Annotated in this window: 24 protein-coding genes; 13 read left to right on the forward strand and 11 right to left on the reverse strand. The window is 57.5% G+C overall.

Annotated elements, in window-relative coordinates; translation table 11 throughout:
• Positions 1-191: 191 nt before the first annotated feature.
• The gene (locus AT6N2_RS19495) at positions 192-1,178 is read left to right on the forward strand and encodes an MDR/zinc-dependent alcohol dehydrogenase-like family protein (RefSeq protein ID WP_209090861.1); all 987 of its coding nucleotides are present in this window, start codon (positions 192-194) and stop codon (positions 1,176-1,178) included.
• 106 nt (positions 1,179-1,284) lie between these two features.
• On the opposite strand, the gene AT6N2_RS19500 is transcribed toward AT6N2_RS19495, so the two are convergent.
• Positions 1,285-1,521 carry a DUF6894 family protein gene (locus tag AT6N2_RS19500; protein ID WP_063950200.1) on the reverse strand — a complete coding sequence of 79 codons (237 nt, stop codon included), beginning with the start codon at positions 1,519-1,521 and terminating at the stop codon, positions 1,285-1,287.
• 252 nt (positions 1,522-1,773) lie between these two features.
• Between AT6N2_RS19500 and AT6N2_RS19505 the strand changes: the two genes are divergently transcribed.
• Entirely contained in the window at positions 1,774-2,139 is a 366-nt protein-coding gene (locus AT6N2_RS19505) for a hypothetical protein (RefSeq protein ID WP_209090863.1), read from the forward strand.
• Here AT6N2_RS19505 and AT6N2_RS19510 read toward each other — a convergent pair.
• From AT6N2_RS19510 to AT6N2_RS19540, 7 genes are all read right to left on the reverse strand, one after another.
• Entirely contained in the window at positions 2,133-2,366 is a 234-nt protein-coding gene (locus AT6N2_RS19510) for a hypothetical protein (protein ID WP_209090866.1), read from the reverse strand. The two genes, AT6N2_RS19505 and AT6N2_RS19510, sit on opposite strands and share 7 nt — an antisense overlap.
• Positions 2,367-2,573: 207 nt before the next feature.
• Positions 2,574-2,774, reverse strand: coding sequence for a hypothetical protein (locus AT6N2_RS19515; RefSeq protein ID WP_063950202.1), 201 nt, complete (start codon positions 2,772-2,774; stop codon positions 2,574-2,576).
• Between the two features lie 148 nt (positions 2,775-2,922).
• Positions 2,923-3,972: an ABC transporter ATP-binding protein gene (locus AT6N2_RS19520; RefSeq protein WP_209090868.1), complete on the reverse strand. Its 1,050-nt coding sequence runs from the start codon at positions 3,970-3,972 to the stop codon at positions 2,923-2,925.
• Complete coding sequence (locus AT6N2_RS19525; protein ID WP_209090870.1) at positions 3,972-5,018, reverse strand: NAD(P)-dependent alcohol dehydrogenase; 1,047 nt, start codon at positions 5,016-5,018, stop codon at positions 3,972-3,974. Before AT6N2_RS19525 ends, AT6N2_RS19520 begins: the two co-directional genes overlap by 1 nt.
• A 7-nt stretch (positions 5,019-5,025) precedes the next feature.
• Positions 5,026-5,844, reverse strand: a complete 819-nt coding sequence (locus AT6N2_RS19530) for a carbohydrate ABC transporter permease (protein ID WP_209090872.1) — start codon at positions 5,842-5,844, stop codon at positions 5,026-5,028.
• Complete coding sequence (locus tag AT6N2_RS19535) at positions 5,841-6,704, reverse strand: carbohydrate ABC transporter permease (protein WP_063950206.1); 864 nt, start codon at positions 6,702-6,704, stop codon at positions 5,841-5,843. Before AT6N2_RS19535 ends, AT6N2_RS19530 begins: the two co-directional genes overlap by 4 nt.
• Before the next feature lie 67 nt (positions 6,705-6,771).
• A complete protein-coding gene (locus AT6N2_RS19540) occupies positions 6,772-8,022 on the reverse strand; it encodes an ABC transporter substrate-binding protein (RefSeq protein ID WP_209090874.1) in 1,251 nt (416 codons plus the stop codon).
• Between the two features lie 135 nt (positions 8,023-8,157).
• On the opposite strand from AT6N2_RS19540, the gene AT6N2_RS19545 reads away from it, so the two are divergent.
• The 4 genes from AT6N2_RS19545 (at position 8,158) to AT6N2_RS19560 (ending at position 11,198) form a co-directional block, all read left to right on the forward strand.
• A complete protein-coding gene (locus AT6N2_RS19545; protein ID WP_209090876.1) occupies positions 8,158-9,090 on the forward strand; it encodes an AraC family transcriptional regulator in 933 nt (310 codons plus the stop codon).
• Between the two features lie 152 nt (positions 9,091-9,242).
• A complete protein-coding gene (locus AT6N2_RS19550; protein WP_209090878.1) occupies positions 9,243-9,773 on the forward strand; it encodes a lipocalin family protein in 531 nt (176 codons plus the stop codon).
• Positions 9,774-9,785: 12 nt separating this feature from the next.
• Positions 9,786-10,487 (forward strand): SDR family oxidoreductase, encoded by a 702-nt coding sequence (locus AT6N2_RS19555; RefSeq protein WP_209090879.1) that lies wholly within the window; start codon positions 9,786-9,788, stop codon positions 10,485-10,487.
• A gap of 153 nt (positions 10,488-10,640) precedes the next feature.
• Positions 10,641-11,198 (forward strand): fasciclin domain-containing protein, encoded by a 558-nt coding sequence (locus AT6N2_RS19560; protein ID WP_209090881.1) that lies wholly within the window; start codon positions 10,641-10,643, stop codon positions 11,196-11,198.
• 81 nt (positions 11,199-11,279) lie between these two features.
• On the opposite strand, the gene AT6N2_RS19565 is transcribed toward AT6N2_RS19560, so the two are convergent.
• On the reverse strand, positions 11,280-12,068 hold the full coding sequence (locus AT6N2_RS19565) for a DUF4394 domain-containing protein (RefSeq protein ID WP_063950212.1): 789 nt from the start codon (positions 12,066-12,068) through the stop codon (positions 11,280-11,282).
• A gap of 186 nt (positions 12,069-12,254) precedes the next feature.
• Here AT6N2_RS19565 and AT6N2_RS19570 point away from each other — a divergent pair, with 186 nt between their 5' ends.
• The 3 genes from AT6N2_RS19570 to AT6N2_RS24440 all read left to right on the forward strand — a co-directional run bounded on the left by AT6N2_RS19570 (position 12,255) and on the right by AT6N2_RS24440 (position 13,848).
• Positions 12,255-12,800 carry a sigma-70 family RNA polymerase sigma factor gene (locus tag AT6N2_RS19570; protein ID WP_209091924.1) on the forward strand — a complete coding sequence of 182 codons (546 nt, stop codon included), beginning with the start codon at positions 12,255-12,257 and terminating at the stop codon, positions 12,798-12,800.
• A complete protein-coding gene (locus AT6N2_RS19575) occupies positions 12,797-13,495 on the forward strand; it encodes an anti-sigma factor (protein ID WP_209090883.1) in 699 nt (232 codons plus the stop codon). Before AT6N2_RS19570 ends, AT6N2_RS19575 begins: the two co-directional genes overlap by 4 nt.
• Before the next feature lie 152 nt (positions 13,496-13,647).
• The gene (locus tag AT6N2_RS24440) at positions 13,648-13,848 is read left to right on the forward strand and encodes an FAD-dependent oxidoreductase (protein ID WP_209090885.1); all 201 of its coding nucleotides are present in this window, start codon (positions 13,648-13,650) and stop codon (positions 13,846-13,848) included.
• Between the two features lie 64 nt (positions 13,849-13,912).
• Here the strand turns inward: AT6N2_RS24440 and AT6N2_RS19585 are convergent, their stop codons facing one another.
• On the reverse strand, positions 13,913-14,215 hold the full coding sequence (locus tag AT6N2_RS19585; protein ID WP_337926174.1) for a metalloregulator ArsR/SmtB family transcription factor: 303 nt from the start codon (positions 14,213-14,215) through the stop codon (positions 13,913-13,915).
• A 216-nt stretch (positions 14,216-14,431) separates the two neighbouring features.
• On the opposite strand from AT6N2_RS19585, the gene AT6N2_RS19590 reads away from it, so the two are divergent.
• The 3 genes from AT6N2_RS19590 (at position 14,432) to AT6N2_RS19600 (ending at position 16,766) form a co-directional block, all read left to right on the forward strand.
• Positions 14,432-14,935, forward strand: a complete 504-nt coding sequence (locus AT6N2_RS19590; RefSeq protein WP_144576849.1) for a PAS domain-containing protein — start codon at positions 14,432-14,434, stop codon at positions 14,933-14,935.
• Between the two features lie 68 nt (positions 14,936-15,003).
• A complete protein-coding gene (locus tag AT6N2_RS19595; RefSeq protein ID WP_233282557.1) occupies positions 15,004-15,600 on the forward strand; it encodes a hypothetical protein in 597 nt (198 codons plus the stop codon).
• 317 nt (positions 15,601-15,917) lie between these two features.
• Positions 15,918-16,766 carry a GGDEF domain-containing protein gene (locus AT6N2_RS19600; protein ID WP_209090887.1) on the forward strand — a complete coding sequence of 283 codons (849 nt, stop codon included), beginning with the start codon at positions 15,918-15,920 and terminating at the stop codon, positions 16,764-16,766.
• A 122-nt stretch (positions 16,767-16,888) separates the two neighbouring features.
• Here AT6N2_RS19600 and AT6N2_RS19605 read toward each other — a convergent pair whose 3' ends face one another.
• Positions 16,889-17,749 carry an alpha/beta fold hydrolase gene (locus tag AT6N2_RS19605; RefSeq protein ID WP_209090888.1) on the reverse strand — a complete coding sequence of 287 codons (861 nt, stop codon included), beginning with the start codon at positions 17,747-17,749 and terminating at the stop codon, positions 16,889-16,891.
• A gap of 322 nt (positions 17,750-18,071) precedes the next feature.
• Here AT6N2_RS19605 and AT6N2_RS19610 point away from each other — a divergent pair, with 322 nt between their 5' ends.
• On the forward strand, positions 18,072-18,548 hold the full coding sequence (locus AT6N2_RS19610) for an Hsp20 family protein (RefSeq protein ID WP_144576843.1): 477 nt from the start codon (positions 18,072-18,074) through the stop codon (positions 18,546-18,548).
• The last annotated feature ends 69 nt before the right edge of the window (positions 18,549-18,617 follow it).

An 18,617-nucleotide genomic window follows, 5' to 3' on the forward strand; every position in this document is an offset into this window, starting at 1 on the left:
TGAGAGGGGTGCGAATTGGGCTCCCCAACCGCACACCTTTGCAAAAGTTCCTTCTTGAATGACTTCAATGTTGTCATCTTGATCAATGACTTCTTCCGGAACCGATGGTGCCCCTGGTTGTTCGGCGCCCCGAGATCCGTTGCAGCATTAAGGGTGGCGGGACCAGCATCATCTGAACGAGGAGCGCTTCGATGAACCTTATGGAAAACCGCAGCGGCACCATGGAAGCCGCGGTCGTCAGCGGCCCCGGCATCTTGCAGGTTGGACGATATCCGCTTCGTGAGCCGGGCCCGGGTCAGGTCCGGATCAGGCTGGAAGGGTGCGGCGTCTGCGCTTCCAATCTGACGCCTTGGGCTGGCCCTGAGTGGATGCAGTTTCCGACCGAGCCGGGCGGTCTGGGGCATGAAGGGTGGGGCGTTATCGACAGGATCGGCACTGACGTTTCCCATTTAAAAGTCGGCGAGAGGGTCGCGGCCTTAAGCTATCACGCCTATGCCACGCATGATATTGCCGAGGCCGATATGGTGGTTCGCCTGCCGTCGGAACTTGATGGCCAGCCCTTTCCGGGTGAGCCGCTGGGCTGCGCCATGAATATCTTCGAACGGTGTCAGATCGAGGCCGGCCAGACCGTTGCAGTGGTGGGCGTCGGGTTCCTTGGAGCACTGCTGACCCAACTTGCTGCCCGAGAAGGTGCGCGGGTCATCGCCATATCACGACGTTCTTTTTCGCTGGCCCTGGCACGCACGATGGGTGCAGCGGATCTCATCGAGATGGACGACCACTGGAGAATCATCGAACGCGTCAAGGAATTGACCGGCGGCAGGTTCTGCGACCGGGTCATTGAAGCCGTCGGCCAACAATGGCCGCTTGATCTCGCAGGAGAACTCGCTGCCGAGCGCGGCCGCCTGATCATTGCAGGCTATCATCAGGACGGCCCACGGCAGGTCAACATGCAATCGTGGAACTGGCGGGGATTGGACGTCATCAATGCCCATGAACGGGATCCACAAATCTATATCAGTGGCATGAAAAAGGCGGCGGCAGCCGTGGTTTCCGGCGCACTCGACCCATCGAGGTTATACACCCACAGCTACCCGCTACGAGATCTCGATAAGGCACTCAATGACACAAGGGATCGTCCGGGGGAGTTTTTGAAGGCCCTTATTTTCTATCCGTGACCCAGCGGACGACTGCGCGCAGCGGAGCCTTTCCATTCAAGGGGCGTCGGGAGAAGGCAGGATGTCATGGTCGGCAATGAACGCCGACGTTCCATCAGAAATCTCCTTACTCGAACCGGACAACAGATTTTAGCGGGATTTTCGCGACCAGAACGCCATCGCCCCTCACGACCTCGAACTCAGCGCCATCGACAATTTCGTTTTTCAGAATTTTCTCGGCAAGCATTTCCCTGGCGGCCTGCAATGCCTCGATGCAGGCCCTTTCGTCGTTCGAAAGCATTGCACCTTCTGTATCCACAGAGAGACCTTCAGCATCTCTGATGTGGAAATAATACCGCGGCATTGCAAACTATCCCGTTTTCATGGATTTTCATTCAACCTGCTCTCGCGGTCTTGGTTCCATTGCCGGAGCCCAAAAAAAGCTTCGCCGATAAATCAGACTGGAACCTGTCTGTTGCTGCTCGGTTGTGTTGCGGTGCAAGGATAGCCGGTTTAGCTGGCGTAACGATGCAGGACATAAACGCATGGGACAAAGGAAGTGATTGTCTCCTGCTTGCCGCCATGGAGCGGCTGCCGGCATAAAAAGGACATTACCGTGCTACGTGTCTTCAGAGGCAAGAGGCTGATGGTGGTTGAGCAGCGTAAGGTGCTGACGGCGGCGTGCCGTGAGCAGATTGCGGCCGCCGGAGCGACTGTCCTCGGTCCCGTCCCCTCGTTGCGGGCGGTACTGCGGACACTGGAAGCGGGAGACGCCGACGCCGTCATCATCGATATCAACGTCGACGTTGAAACGATGCTGCAACTAACGACGCTTTTCGAGGCGATGGGGCTACCTTTCGTCTTTTCTTCTCCCATGTCCGCAAACCGCGCAGGTTACGTCCTCAGCGATGACAGAAAACAGCTTCGAAAAATTGCCGACGCGCTGTTCGGCCCCCCGGGAACGTCGTCAATGCTTCACTGACCGTTTTTCATCACGCCTGCTTCAGGCCGAGCGGGAAGATTGTCGGTGCGGGTGGAAGGGATACTGAATTCGCGCAGGAAAACCCGCCGCATCGTTGCGAACAACTCAACATCGATGGCAAGCTCGTCATCTTGCACCGGGAAGCGTCGCAATGTGTGATTGATGGTATCTTCTACCAGTTTCACCCGCAGCCCTTCGTGCGAGGTAAAACGTACGGCCCAGCGCATCAATGTGCGCCGTAAAAGACAATTGTCGAGATTATTGTAAGAGGACACAATGGCTCTCCCGATCAGCAGGCGGGAGCACATAGTAACCCTCAGTTGCCACCGCCTACGAATTCGGTTGGTGGCAATATCTAAAGGATAACATTGATCGGCGCAGAGTCCACCCCAATATGTGGGGAGTGCGAACTCTTCCGTCGCGGCTCTGACATCCTAAATTTTTTCGTCAGACCCCGGCGCCGCGTTACCGGCTTCTTTCTCCCTGTCGCCGGGTTGGCCGATAGGGACCGGCGGGGCACCCTCGTCCCCGTTCGTGATGATGTCCTCATCCCGGGCTCTCGGCCGCCACGTCGATCCGCGTGTGGCTTTCGGGTCGTCAGGCTTGCCCACCGTGTTCTTGTTCAGGTCACGCATCATGGTCTCCTTTTGAAGGACGAACCATCAAATGACCTCCCGGTTCCGGTACCCTCGGGCTTAAAGCACTGCAGAGCAGACGCCGCGTGAAAGCGTTCTCGGGGTTTGTCACGGGGGCCGAGAGGCTGCAAAACTGGCCTAACAGTCGTCAGTTCAACCGTAAACCTGTGGCGGGATCAAAGACGTGAATATCCGACGCGGCCACGTCGACCCCGAGCACCTCGCCTACGGCTGGTCTGACCTCCGCCGGAACGGAAATGTTGATCTCGTGCCGGTCGTTTTTGAGGCAGATCAAACGTGTCTCACCGTGGAACTCATTGCGCTCAACGGTTCCGCGAAACGCCTTGGCATCGTGGTTCAGGCGGAATGATCCCGGCCTGATCCCGACGGTGACCTCACCAGAGCGCAGACCCGCCGGGGCTGCAAACGTGACGAGATCGTCGCCGACGCCCTCAGCCGTCATCTGCAATTGCAGGAAATTCATGTTCGGCGTGCCGATGAAGCCTGCGGCAAATATGGTTCGGGGTGTCTGGTAAATCTCTTCGGGCGTGCCCATCTGCTCGATCCGACCATCTTTCATGAGCACGATACGGTCGGCAAGCGTCATGGCTTCGAGCTGATCATGAGTGACGTAGATGCTCGTCGTTCTCAGGTCCTTGTGTAGCCGTGCGATCTCAACACGCAGACTACCGCGCAGCTTGGCGTCGAGGTTCGAAAGCGGTTCATCGAACAGAAAGACCTCTGGCGTCTTGATCATGGCGCGGGCAATCGCCACACGCTGCTGCTGGCCGCCAGATAGTTCGGTGGGCTTACGCGAGAGATAGACGCCAAGGCCAAGCGCATCAACCACAGGCGTCAGACGCTGATCGATTGCGGTTTTGGCAATGCCGGCCCTCTCAAGACCAAAGGTAATATTGTCCCGCACACTCATGTGAGGGTAGAGCGCATAGTTCTGAAACACCATGGCGATGCCCCGGTCGCCCGGGTCGCGGTCGTTCATCCGCGCGCCACCAATGAGAAGATCACCGCCGGAAATTTCCTCAAGCCCGGCGATCATCCGCAGCATCGTGGATTTCCCGCAGCCGGACGGACCGAGAAAGACGACGAATTCGTGATCGTCGATCTTCAGGTCGAAATCGCGCATCACCTCAAGCGAGCCATAGACTTTCCGGATTCCCCGGCACTCGACGGTGGCCATCAATGCGTCTCCCCATCCAGGATGATCTGCAGCTTCACGTCTTCAGGCCTGCCTTCGGCCGCCCGCTCAAAAGCGGCGATCGACTGATCGAAGGCGTAGGTGCCGGAAACCAGCGGCTTCAGATCAACCTTGCCCGCGGCAATCAGCGCCAGCGCACGATCAAACACATTCGCATAGCGGAAAACGGTCTCGATACGGCATTCACGGAAGCAGGCCGCTGCAAGGTCAACGGCGACCGGTTCCGGCGGCAGGCCGACGATGACCACCGTTCCGCCCGGACGCACGACCTTGAAGAGATCGCGGACCGCAGCCGGCGCGCCCGAGCATTCGAAAACGATGTCCGCTCCCCAACCTTCGGTTGCTTCATTGACGGTCTGAACGAGATCGACCTCTTTCAGATTGACCCCCGTTATGCCGCCATAGCTTTCGGCAAGCTTCAGCTTCGTGGCGGAAATATCCGAAATCAGGACCCGCGAGCAGCCGCCGGCGAGAGCGGCCAGGGCCACCATGATGCCGATCGTGCCGCAGCCGGTCACAACTGCCGTATCGCCGGGCGTTATCTTCGCCCGGGCGGCCGCCTGCATCCCAACCGCGAATGGTTCGACCATAGCGCCTTCGGCAAAGGAGACATTATCCGGCAGTTTATAGGTGAAGCTTGCGGGATGAACTGTCTCGGGGCACAGAACGCCGTGGACGGGAGGCGTCGCCCAGAAAGTGACGGCAGGATCGACGTTGTAGAGGCCGAGGCGGGAGGCGCGCGATTTCGGATCGGGGATACCCGGCTCCATGCAAACCCGGTCGCCCGGCTTCAGATGGGTGACACTGGCACCGGTCTCGATGACGGTGCCGGCCGCCTCGTGACCGAGAACCATGGGCTCGTTGACGACGAAGTCACCGATGCGTCCATGAGTGTAATAATGCACGTCGCTGCCGCAGACGCCGACAGTATGGAGACGAATGCGAACGTCATCCGGCCCCATTTCATGGGAAATTTCGATGTCGCGCAGGGAAAGTTCGCCGACACGTTCGAGGACAAGTGCTTTCATGGGTCAGTCAACCTTGATCAGTTTTTTTGGAGAATGCAGCATTGAGGCCACCGGCAAGCACGCCGAGCAGGATCAGCGGCGGCAGCGATAGAAGCACCACGGCGGCGTTGAGAATGCCCCAGGGAACGTTCATGCCAAGCTGCGACATTTCGGACGCGATGATCGGCAGGGTCTTTGCCTTCGAGGTCGTCAACATCATGGCGAGAAGGAACTCGTTCCAGACGAGGACAAAGGAGAAGGCGATGGCACCAAAGACCTGGAAACGGGCAATTGGCAGGGCGATGCGGAAGAAGGTCGCATAAGGGCCAAGTCCGTCCACCCTGGCAGCTTCTTCGACGTGGTGGCTGACGCGCTCGAAAGCCGGGACGGAAAGCCAGATGGTGATCGACGCCGTCACGATGAGATAGGTCACGATCAGGGACAGTCGCGTGTCGTAGAGATCGAGGCCGAGCCAGATGACCAGCATGGGAATGGCGATGGCAACGGGCGGCAGGAAGCGGAGCGACAGCACGAAGAACTGCGCTTCCGCCGTGATCCTGTTCTTGAACCGGGCGATCACATAGGCGGCGGGCACACCGAGGACAGCCCCCAGGACGACCGCGCTCGAGCAGATGATCAAGGAATTTGTGAGCGCGCGTGCGACCGATCGGCGGTTCACCACGTAACTCATATTCTCGAGAACAGGCTGGAAGACGAGCTTCGGAGTCGATACCAGCAGGTCGGCATTGGTCTTGAAAGCGTTAAGCAGCGTCCATAGCAGCGGCAGCACGACGAGCGCGGCGGCAAGGACAAGCAAGAGCCTGAGCAGGAAGGTGGAAATCTTCATCGATTCAGCCTCTTCCAGGTGAAGGTAAAGGTGACGATGGTCAGGACCATCATGATGACGGCCATGGAGGAGGCGTACGAAATCTTGCCGGCTTCGATAAATCCCTGGGAATAGGCGTACATGTCCAGCGTCTCGGTCGAGATGCCGGGACCACCGCGGGTCATGACATAGACGAGGTCGAAAGAGCGCAGGCTTTCGATCGCCTTGACAAGCAGCAGGCTGATCAAGGGTGCCTTTAGCATCGGCAGCGTGACAAAGCGGTGAATTTCGAAGCGGGTCGCTTTATCGATGCGTGCGGCTTCCAGCGGCTGTGGCGGCAGGGATTCCAGAAGCTTCAGGATGATCACGGCGAAGAAAAGGCCCCACTGCCAGACGTCTACGAAGGCAACGGCAAGGAGTGCGCCAAGCGGCGTCGACAGGATATCGGGCGTGATGCCGGTGAGTTCCCTGACCGGCCATGTCAAGGCGCCGTAGAGCGGATGGAAGGCGAACTTCCAGACGAAAGCGGCGCAGACGCGTGGCAAAAGAACCGGGATGATGAAGAGCACGCAGAGCACGTTGCGCATGCGCGGGCTTGCGGCCTCGAACATCGCAATCCCGAGTGCAAGCCCGGTAACCATGGTCAATGAAACGCTGATGATCTCCCACTTGAAGGACACCCATAGCGCATTCAGGAAACGGGAATCTGAAAACAGCGCCAGATAATTGGCAAACCAGACATAGTCCGCGTCGGGCGCAGACAGCGTGCGGTTTTGCAGGGAGATATTGATGGCGTAGACCGTCGGCACGAGCGCCAGAACGATCAGGATACCCAGAGTGGGTCCAAGAAAGACGTAAGGCAGCGAGCGGCCGCGGCGCATGGCAGATCCTCGGGTGGGAAAAAGGGGGCGCGTCACCAGACGCGCCCCTCAGACGGCTTGGGAGGCGTCAGAGTTTGGCGGCGAAAGCTTCAAGTTCGTTGAGCGTCGCCTTGATATCGGTACGGCTGCCGGTGATCAGCTCTTCCAGCATGATACCCCACTGGTTGCCCAGTTCCTGCCAGCGTGCATCCTGCCAGAAGGTAACGGTGGTCTTTTCGCCGGTCGCCGCCATCGCATCGGCAAGATTCTGGCCGAAGGTCTTGGCGTATTCCGGGCTCTGATAGGTGCTTGTACGCGTCAACTCCCCCGGCTGACCGGCGGCGAGGCGGCGTGCCTCCTGTTCCTTGGATGTCGCCCAGGCAACGAAGAGGCCGGCGCAGGCCTTATCCTCATCCGTCTTGTTGGCCTTGGAAGCGATTGCAAAACCATGGGCGTAACCAGCGCCCGGCAGCGGCGACGGTGGAACCGAGAAGGCGACCTTGTCTGCAACCTGGCTCTGCGCCTTATCGACCGACATGCCACCGAGTGGCGCAGATTCGATGATGATCGCCACCTTGCCGGAGCGGAAAGCGCCGGTGGACTCATCCCAGGAGCCCGTTTGGGTGCCCGGTGCGGAGTATTTGAACAGTTCGAGGTAGGTTTCGGTCGCCTTTACGGCTGCATCGGAATTGAAGGCCGGTTTGCCATCCTTGAACCACTCGCCGCCATTTGCCTTGAAGAAGGGCATCCAGCGCCAGACATTGGCGCCTGAACCGCGCTGTCCGCGCAGGGCGGTGCCGTAAACACCATTTGCCGGATCATGCAGCTTCTTCACCGCGGCGAAATAGTCGTCCCAAGTCTCCGGCGGGCTGATGCCTGCCTTCTCCAACAGATCGGTGCGATAGACCATCAGGTCGCCGCCGCCCTGTACCGGTGCAAACCACTCCTTGCCATCATAGGTCGCAGCAGCGCGCATGCCGGCGTCGAAATCTTTGTAATCGTATTCTGCCGGGTAAAAGCCTTCGAGCGGAACGATCCACTTCGACGACGCAAAAAGGGCAAGATTGGCCTCGTCGACGTAATAGACGTTAAAGCTCCCGACCGTCGAGGCGTCAGCCTGTGACTTTGCGCGGCGATCGTTCTCGTTGAGATAGCTGATCTCGAAACCAGCGCCCGAGAGTTCTTCAAACTCATCGACGTATTTTTCGAGAAGTGTCAGTCCGTCGCGTGGCTGCGCCAGCACACGCACGTCGCTGGTGCATTGTGCGGCGGCAAACGCGTTGGATGCGGCAAAGATGGCGATAACCGCGCAGCCGGCGCGGAGTGCGTTCAGTGTCATGATGTCCTCCCTTGGTGGCAACTCCCGTGCCATCGACCGGGCCAGATTTGCGCAAGCGAGACGCGTAAACTAGTTGGCGTCAATCACAGAACTGGTATTATCTTGATATTTGTGCGCCATAACATGAGCAGATGAATGCGTATTGCATCGGACTTTCCGCAATCGGTCTCCGAGACCTTCTCCGCCACACGCGAACAGATCGTTCTGCCAGGAGGGGCGTCCTATCTGATCCGCAGGGACGACTACCCCAATCCGATCTGCATCTGGAACTACCACCCAGAATGGGAAATCCACTTCATTCCTGATGCTACAGGCTTTGCCTATGTAGGGGATTACATCGGGCCGTTCCGCCCGCGGCATCTGGTGCTCACGGGGACGAACCTTCCCCATAACTGGATTACGCCGGGCGCGCCCCCGTTGCCCGGTCGAGACATGGTTCTGCAGTTTGATGCGGATGCGCTGATCGGTATCCGCGCGGTCTGTCCGGAGTTTGATGTCCTTCACCGGCTCAAACCTCTGGCACAGCGTGGCATCGAGGTTCTGGGCGAAGACGCTCTCTCGATCGGTGCCAAAATCCTAAAATTGCACGCGGTAGGACACCGCGGCGGGCTTGGGCTTTTTCTGGAAATCCTCGAAGATATCGAGGCAGCCGCCGACAAACGCTTGCTCGCAAGCGAACATTTCATATCCGTCTATAACCAGGTGTCTGACCGCAGGCATCGCAGGATCGATCAGGCGATCCAGATCCTCCAATCGAACCCGGCCGCCCAGATGCAGGAAGTGGCCGAGCTGGTTGGCTTCGAGCCCTCGGCATTCTCCCGCGCCTTCCGACGCCTGACCGGCATGAACTTCTCCGACTACAGCCGATCGGTTCGCGTCTGGCGGGCGCGAACCCTGCTTGCCGAGACGGAGACATCCATTACCGATATCTGTTTCGAGGCGGGCTTCAACAACCTGTCGAACTTCAATCGTTACTTTCGACTGGAGATGGGGCTTACCCCCAGGGCTTACAGAAAGGCGGCGCGCATCAGGGCGAAATCCGTCATCGCGGGACCGTCAGCGAAATAGGGTTTGTCGCTGACCTGATTGGGTCCGCATGTGCAACGCTTTTGACGCCGATGCGTTCTATGGCGCCAGCGTTCGTCCTTGATCGCTGTCGGGGTATACCGCGACGGCGGGCGGATACCTGGGCCTATGGACGCCATCAAAAGGAGGAGTTCATGCAGACGGGTATCAAAAAGCTGGCCGGAGCGTTAACGCTTGCTGTTGCGCTATCGGCCCAATCCGCCGTCGCCGCCAGCCCGAAGCCGGTTCCGGTGGGGATTGATCACTACCGCGGTACGTGGCTTGAGATCGGCCGCATGCCCATGCTGCTGACGGACGGCTGCGTCGCCGGCTACTCGACCTACCGGCAGGGTAGCGCTGCAAACGAGGTCATGGTGGAGGACGGCTGCCGGGTAGGCACTCCGCAGGGCCGGCTGAAAACCATCAAGGGTGTCGGCAAGATCGAGGACTTTGGCTCCGCAAATGCCAGGATGCGGGTGCGTTATCCGCTTCTCATCACGTTTAACTATTGGGTTCTGTACAAATCCCCGGACAAATCCTGGTTCATCAGCGCCAACCCCTCCACTGACGACGTGTGGATTTATGCGCGTGGCATACCCTCCAAAGCGAAACTCCAGGGAATGATCGCGAAAACGCGCGAGCTGGGCTATGACGTCAGCAAGCTTGAGTTTCCCGCTCAACGCTGAAGGGGTATATCGATGCTGCATTCCCTAGCGGACGGCTACAGGGCGATCGTGATAGGCGCATCCGGCGGCGTCGGAGGGGCCTTGATGTCCCTCCTTGAAGCCGATGCTTGCTGCGCGGTTGCCCTGCCGCTCTCCCGCAGCAAGGACGATCTGGACATTACCGATGAGACGAGCGTCGCCGCGGCCGCGAGCCGTCTCGGCGACCAGCGCGGGTCCTTCGATCTGATTTTCAACGCGACCGGCGCCTTGACGATTGACGGCGTTGGCCCTGAAAAGTCGATCAAGGCAATCGACCCTTTGCAGATGGCCAAACAGTTTGCCGTGAATGCTATCGGACCAGCCCTGCTGTTGAAACATTTCGCGCCGCTTTTGAAGCGCGAAGAAAAATGCGTTTTTGCCTCGCTGTCCGCACGCGTCGGCTCGATCGGAGACAACCGATTGGGCGGGTGGATCTCTTACAGGGCATCTAAGGCGGCCCAGAACCAAATCATAAGAACGGCAGCAATCGAGATCGGGCGCACCAATCCACGGTCTATTGTCGTGGCGCTTCATCCCGGAACGGTCGCGACTGATTTGTCGCAGCCGTTTTCAAAGGGAAAGGATCGGTTCGAGCCGGAAGAGTCTGCCGCGCGCCTCCTCCAGACGATAGACGCCCTCACGCCAGAGCAGACCGGTCAGTTCTTTGCCTATGACGGCTCAAGAATCGAATGGTAGTTTTCGATCTCGCAAAACGATTTTAACGGCTAGTTATCATGTCCTGAAACTTTTCTGTCAGTCCTTTCGTCTTTTGTCTCGCTCCAATGAAGGAGTGTTAGCCCGAGGAGGCGCGCAATCCGCGTCGGGGCAATTGAACAAGAGGACGTTACGATGATCCGGTCTGCAATACAGAAGCTCGCGCTTGCCACAATCGTTTCTGCCATCTCGACTGGCGCTTTTGCCGCTAATCCGAAAGTCGGTGGCGCCGCGATGTATGAAAACAAAAACATCGTTGAAAACGCCGCGAATTCAAAAGACCACACGACGCTTGTCGCAGCCGTCAAGGCCGCCGGCCTGGTGGAAACGTTGCAGGGCAAGGGTCCCTTCACGGTTTTTGCACCAACCAACGAAGCTTTTGCGGCCCTGCCCAAGGGCACCGTCGACAATCTCTTGAAGCCTGAGAACAAGGCACAGCTGACCAAGGTTCTCACCTGTCACGTCGTTGCGGCTGACGCCATGTCAAAGGCTATTGCAAAGATGATCAAGGACGACAACGGCACCCACGACGTGAAGACAGTGGGCGGGTGTATTCTGAAAGCCAAGGAGAGCAAAGGTAAGATCACCCTCACCGACGAGACTGGCGGTGTAGCGCATGTCACAATCGCCGACGTGAAACAGTCGAACGGCGTCATTCACGTTATCGACAAGGTCCTGCTTCCCAAGATGTGACGGTAAACCCTTGATAAACAGGGCTGGCTCCGGTTTCGGAGCCAGCCCTTTGTCATCTCGCGTTGTTGCCGCAACAGTGTCTCAGGTTGCAGGCAGGATGGCGATGTCGCGAATCCGGCCGTCAGCACCGGCAATCGCACCAATTTCAGTCGCAGCACCCGTGTCCAGATTGACGGTGTAAAGCGTATTACCCGCAGCCAGAAAGGCAGTGTTCTTGCCGCCTTCCTCTCCGTGGATATCGAATGCATAGCTTGCGGGTGTTTCCTTCAGGCCGAGCTTGCCGATCGACTTCAACGTTCCATCATTTGGCTTTGTCTGCTGGATCAGCGCCCCGATTGTGGCGTCGATATTGTACATCGCGGTTTTCTCGGGCTTGCCGATCGAGTTCGTGTAAGCCGCAGCAACGATATTCGGCGTTTCACCCTTATGCATGTCGCCATCCTCATAAGCGAGTGAACCATCCACCGTGACTGCCCCGGTGTCAGGGTGAACGCGGTGGTTCGTGGTGCCCGTCATGAAACGAAGACGGTCTGCAGCGGGATTGAAGTCGACGACAACAGGTGCATCGGAAAGGGTGAGCGTCTTGTCCATCTTCGCGACCTCGGTGGCAGCGCCGGTCTCGAGGTCGATGGTGACGATACGATGATCCGATGTCACACCAACGACGGACTTGTTGCCCGGGCGGAAGTCGATGCCGACGAGCTTTTCGACGCCGGTCACCTCCATGGACTTCGTAACCGAAGGTTTTTGCGTATCGAACATGACGAGGGTCTTGTCTCCTGTGAGACCAAGGACCGGCGCCGCTACGGCAAAACCTGCCGATGCCGCGAGGGCCATGGATGCGATGAGACCGAGGCGGATAGTATGCATGTGCTTCTCCCGTTGTTGAACCATTCTGAAGGCGTCGTTCGAACGCCTCCGGTTTCAGGACACGGCAGCCCGCGCGGTTGGATGCAGGCGGGAAAAATTATTTTAAGATGCATCCATTAACTTGTCTGATGGGTATGATGCAGCGGTCGCCGTTCACCCGACCACGTGGAAAGGAATAGGATGCAGATGGGCTCCGTGCCGAACGATCTCGACAGGGCGCTCGCTGCCTGCGCGAAAGGCGATAAAAATGCGTTGCGGTTGATATTCGATCGCGAGGCCGGGCGGCTCGTCGCGGTAGCCCAGCGTATCGTCAGGCGGCGCGAGCTGGCCGAAGAGGTTGTTCAGGAAAGCTTTGTGCGAATTTGGACCCATGCGCATCAATATCGCGCCGATCAGGGATCTGCGCGGGGATGGATTTACGCGATCGTCCGCAACCGCGCCCTCAATCTTGTCCGCGATACGCGCCGCGAACTGACCGTTGAGGACGTCGACATGCTTCGGGATAGTGAAGCCGCAACACAGGTGATCGCCGCATGGCAGCAACTGGATCGGAACTCACGGCTCTATGAATGTCTCGGTCAGCTCGACGAGACGAAGCGTCAGGGAATCTTGATGGCCTATGTCGGGGGATACTCTCACGGTGAGATCGCCGGCAGGCTATCCATTCCGCTCGGAACGACAAAGTCCTGGATAAGGCGTGGCCTCATCGCCCTGCGGGAGTGTATGGCATGACCATTGACCGCAAAGACAGTGCCGATCTTGCCGATGATTACGTTCTTGGCCTGCTGGATGAAAAGGACGTCGGAGCAATCGAGGCTGAACTGGTGCATGATGCTGCCCTGCGCGCGGAGGTGTCCAGAAGCCGGGAGCGATTTCTTCCCCTTGATACCGCGGTTGAACCTGCTGCAAATACCGAAGGCTTATGGGAAAAAATCGAAGCCCGCCTGGTTCAGCAAAGCGCTCCTGCACAGGACGCGTCGCCCAGGTCCGCAAATGATAACAATAGCTGGCGTAGCGTCGCTCTTTCAGCTATCGCCGCAAGCCTGCTGCTCGCCATCGGTCTTGCCTTCAGCCTAGCGCGGCCTTCCGATCCCCTCGTGATCGCGGTTCTCCTTGACGAAAGAGGTCAGGTGCAGGCTGTCGTTGAGGATTTCGGAAACGAGAGGGCAACGGTGCGGATGCTGGCCGATTTTGCGGTGCCGCAGGACAAGACGATCCAGCTATGGACGTTGCCCTCGAAGGAGGTTGGTCCCGTTTCGCTCGGTTTGCTCGAGGGCGTGCGTTCCGCGCAGCTGGAAGGGCCTCCACTTCCTGCCCCCCGAACCGACCAGCTTTACGAAATCACGCTCGAGCAGGCGGGTGGCTCGCCAACCGGCAAACCCACTGGGCCAATTCTTGCAAAGGGATTTGCCCGGATGCCACGATAGGACTGTCCGCAAAGCGTGACATGTGATCTCGATGTTGCCCGGATGTTGAACGGCTTGTGGCCGCTCGCCTGAAGTGACTGCTAAAATCTGGTCGTTGCAACTCGTGCCCCCTGTCCCTTTAGTGTAGGGATGATACTGGGAAGTCAGGCTCCATGATCACGCGTGCGCAGGACGTGACATCATTACCGTTTCAGGTTTGCATCGTTGGTGCTGGGCCGGTGGGACTAGCCACTGCATTTCGCCTGGAGAAACAGGGTATCGGCGTTCTTCTGGTCGAGGCGGGACAACACGATAACGGCGGTCGAGTGGTGAACGCAACCAACCACCATGCGCCTGGCGGACCACCTCGCTGAATCAATCAGAACTGTCCATTCTATCGAGTGGGTCAAGTCCTGAAATGACCGGTGCCTGCGGTGCCTAGATGCGGCTCTTGCGAGGATGCGCCAGGGGATAGCCGTTCTTTTTTTCAAAACTGGGGCTGAAGATCTCGCTCAGCATATCAAGGACGCGTTGAACGCCGGGATTTCGGCAGATGTAATAAACCGTCTGGCCGTCCTTGCGCGTCGCGACTAGTCCGTCGCGGCGAAGCTTGGCAAGGTGCTGTGAGATAGCCGACTGGCTCATATTCAGTCGCTCGGCCAGACTGCCAACTGAGCTCTCATTGTCGCAGATGATCGACAAAATCTCCAGCCGAACCTCGTTTGAGAGATTGGATAACAATCTGGCCTTGGAAGAATTTGAGTACATGGTACCGATCCGGAACTGTTCAACCCTGTCCTGACCTCATTTGATCAACTTGGGACAAGTAGCAATCAGATATGCCAAGCTGCGCTTTGCCCTCAATTCTGAGCTTTCCCATACTATGCAACAAACTTAAGGCGGGCAAGTTATGCATTTAGTGCCGTCATAGGTTCAACTGACAGCAATGGAAAAGAGATGCGCGACTTCAACGATGACATCAAATATGTCGGCGGTTTGAGCGATTCCATCGGGTTCTTCAGCTGGGTTCTTGCCGACAATCTTCTTTTTGCCGATGCGGTATTCGCGTCGCTCTACGAGATACCACTTGAGGATTTAGTTAAGGGCATGCCAGTCGAGACCATCCTCTCAAGGATCGTTGAGGAGGATAGGGCGATGATTGCCCGTAATACGCATGAAGCAATAATTTCCGGTAATACATCCGCATCATCTTACGCCGTGCAGCTCAAAAATGGCGGGCGAAAATGCCTTGTCGCCTATGGGCGATGTCTGAGGGACAGCAACGGCGAGCCGTCGGTGTTCACCGGGGCTGTCATGGATGCCGTCATGCCGGACGTTACATTTGGCTCCAGTGCGCTTGAAGCGCATTGTCGTGCAGCCTATGAGATTGCAAACCGAAACGGTGACGATCTTGCTGCGCGCTATCTTAAGTCGGCCCTGGCACTCGTATCTGGCTCATGACACGCGACTCAAAAATACTAAAACTACATGCGGGCGTTGAAGGCTCCATGACTACGCGAAACCTACTGATGCTGCTTTTGGCAAGCGTCTTCATCTCTGGCGCTGGTGCCATCGGTGCGGCGGAACAGGTCCGCAAGAACGATCACGTTATCGTCTTTATTCGGCACGGAGAAAAGCCGTCAAATGGATTGGGCCAGCTGAGTTGCCGTGGCTTGAACAGGTCCTTGGCTCTGCCGGCAGTTCTCACCCGATTGTTCGGCAAGCCTGACCGCATCATTGCGCCCGATCCATCCCGGCAAAAAGAAGATGATGGTAAGAGCTATGCCTATGTCCGACCGCTGGCGACAATCGAGCCAACAGCGATTGCAAACGGCCTGCCAGTGGAAACGTCGATAGGCTACAACGACGTCAAAGAATTGGTGACCGCTTTGGATCCTACCGAACACCCAGACCGTGTGACCTTGGTCGCATGGGAGCACAAGAAACTGGTCAAAGTCGCAAGGGCGTTGGTGGAGGCTGAAGGCGGAGACCCTGATGATATCCCCAAATGGTCAGGCGATGATTTCGACAGTCTTTATGTCCTGGACTTTCCAGGCAACGGCGAAAAGCCGCAGTTCAAGCATATGACACAGGGACTGAGTGGATTGCCGGATACATGTCCTTAACGGTCGTGGCCTATGAGGCGCCCCGTCCATAGCACCCTGCATCTATTGACTGATTTGGTTCCCAAGACTTGCTCAGGCCGTGCCAGCGGTCTTTGTCCCACGTTCCAGTCAGGGAGTTTTTTCTTTCATGATAGCGGCCTGGCACGCGGAACGCGATCAGCGATGCCGCAAAAGGAGGTGCAGCCGCTTCATGATGACGTATACCGACATCTCCACCTCCAAAATATTGCCCATCCAAAAGCAGAATGGGCCGGTGCGCGCAATTTACCTAAATAAGAGTCAACTGATAGATAGCCAAATTGATGTTCGGGGATCGCTTGAATAAAATCAAATCGTCCATCGTTGCGAAGATTTTTCTTGTCTGCTTCGTCAGCGTCCACGTGCCGCTCATTGCGCTCGTTACCTTTTTGTCGCTCGGCTTCCAACCAAGCGCCCTGTCGATTTTCGGTCTTGTCCTCAGCGCGACATTGGTCGGAACGGTTCTGTGTCTTTACGCGATCTGGCGACTTATCAGTCCACTTAACCGGCTTGCATCGGCTTTGAAGCGCTATCCCGACGACAAAACGATCCTGACCTTGCCAGCGTCCGCCTCTGATGAAATCGGCACCGTTACCGATATTGCGCGGTCCATGCTGCTGGAGGTCGAGGACTTGACAAGGAAGCTCAAGCATCAAGCAAGCACGGACTTTCTCACGGGCCTCGGAAACCGCAGGGCGCTGATGGAACGCATGCCGGTTATTCAGGCCCAGGCCAGCCGATCGGATGACGCGGTTTCCATCATCCTCTTCGACCTGGACCACTTCAAGCGGATCAATGATGAATATGGACACGAGACCGGTGACAAGGCGCTGATGGCGGTTGCCGAGGCCGTCAAGGATCACTTGCGCCCCTATGATTATGCGGCAAGGATCGGCGGCGAAGAATTTTGCATCGTGTTGCCCAGGGCTGACATGGCGTCGGCACTGATCGTGGCTGAACGGCTCCGTAACGCCGTCGCCGAATGTGTTGTCGAGCCGCTGGCAAAAGGGCGCATCACCTGCAGTTTCGGTGTCGCTGAAGCTCGACAGAACGAGAGGCTCCAGGAACTCCTTCTGAGGGCGGATGCCGCGCTGTACCAGGCTAAACATGGCGGTAGAAATCTCGTGAAGAGCGCCCAGTCAAAATGACTTGAGGTGACCGAGATAGAAAGCCGTTCGACGGACAGTCGGTGTCAACGTCGACCTCTTTCTCCTATGGCGAGGGAGGTAAGGCCCTCCGTTGACAGTATTAGCAGCATTTGACCCTGGCTTCATGCCTCGAAGAATGAAGTGAGGGCCTGCGCCAGTTCCGAAGGTGCCTCCTCCGCCATGTGGTGGCCGCTGTCTATTCCTTGCCCTGAGACCGGATGTGTTGACCAAGGCTGCCATATTGCCCGAATATCTCCATATAGTTCTTCGAGGTCGTCCTGCATCGACCACAACACGTGGAGCGGGCAAGTCAGCTTTTTTCCGGTGTTCCGATCATCGCGGTCGTGGAGGTGGTCGACCCGGACACCGGCCCGATAGTCGCCAAGCATACCCTGAACCGTCAACGGATCACGGATCGCCGAAAAGAAATCCGCAAAGTTCTCGCGCCCCATGGACGCTTCGTTGCCACCGTACCATGTCAGGGGATCAGCGAGGATGGCCTGCTCGGGTTTGCCATGTTGCGCGAAAAAGAACCAGTGCCACCATCGTGAGGCAAAACGAAAGTCACATCGTTCCAATGCTTCCAGGATCGGAATTCCATCCAGGATGGCAAGCTTTTTCACCCTTTCCTGGTGATCCATGGCCGTGCGGAACGCGGTGTAGCTGCCTCTGTCATGACCTGCCAGGAAGAATCGGTCGAAGCCCAGGTGCTCCATGAGTGCGACACAGTCACGGGCCTTGGCCCGTTTGGAAGACGCTTCATAATCATAGGGGTCAGCCGGCTTGCCGGACTTTCCAAACCCCCTCAGATCTGGGCAAATTACCGTGTAATTCTTCGCAAGAATAGGAGCGACCTTGTGCCAGGTGGTGTGAGTCCTGGGATGTCCGTGCAGCAGAAGAATAGGTGGGCCACTTCCGCCATGTCGCACACGAAGCATTGTCTCCGGCAACCTGATCATTTCAAGCTTGAAATCTTCGAACATGCGCACTCCCTTGAATAAGATGCTGAACGATCTTCGTGATTGCCGGTTCCGAGAGATGTCCCGTTGTATGAGACGTGGAAAACGCCAGGGGGGGCTTCCGCTGCACGACGCATTTGGGCGTGTTCTGGGATGAGAAACGCCACCTGCTGAACCTTCACGCTCTAATCGACCGCCGCCCTCGAAATTTTTTAAAGGCGGCTCTTGAATTCGCGGCGTCCAAAACCAAATCGATACGCGCCGGCCGCTCACGACAGGGCTGGCACTGCTGGAAGCGCCATCTTTCGGCGCTCCGTACCCATGTTGCTTCAAGGAGGATATGGCTATGGCAACATCTTTTGACTATTCCCCCCTTTTCCGGTCCAGCGTCGGTTTCGACCGGGTGTTCAATCTTCTCGAAAACGCGCAGCGCGCTCGCTCGGTCAGCGACTGGCCGCCCTACGACATCGTCAAGACGGGCGATGACAGCTACCGGATTGCAATCGCGGTTGCCGGCTTTGCGCAGGACGATCTCGACATTACCTTTCAATCCAATCTGCTGACAGTCACCGGCAAAAAGCAGGAGACGGCCGCAGAGGCCTATCTGCATCGCGGCATTGCCGGCCGGTCATTCGAGCATCGTTTCGAGCTTGCCGATCATGTCAGGGTCAGCGGAGCAGATTTGAAAAACGGTCTTTTGTCCGTCAATCTCGTCCGTGAGGTTCCCGAGGAAATGAAGCCGCGGAGGATAACCATCGAGACCGCGCCCGCGCTTGGCTCGACATCGTCTCCTGCGCAGATCGAAGCAAAAAAAGCCGCGTAAGCTTTATAGCTTTCAATGAGGGCGCCGTGGCCGCGGCGCCTTCGACATCACGGGTTTGGAAGGAGGAAG

It is taken from the genome of Agrobacterium tumefaciens (assembly GCF_017726655.1).
Classification (GTDB): domain Bacteria; phylum Pseudomonadota; class Alphaproteobacteria; order Rhizobiales; family Rhizobiaceae; genus Agrobacterium; species Agrobacterium tumefaciens_B.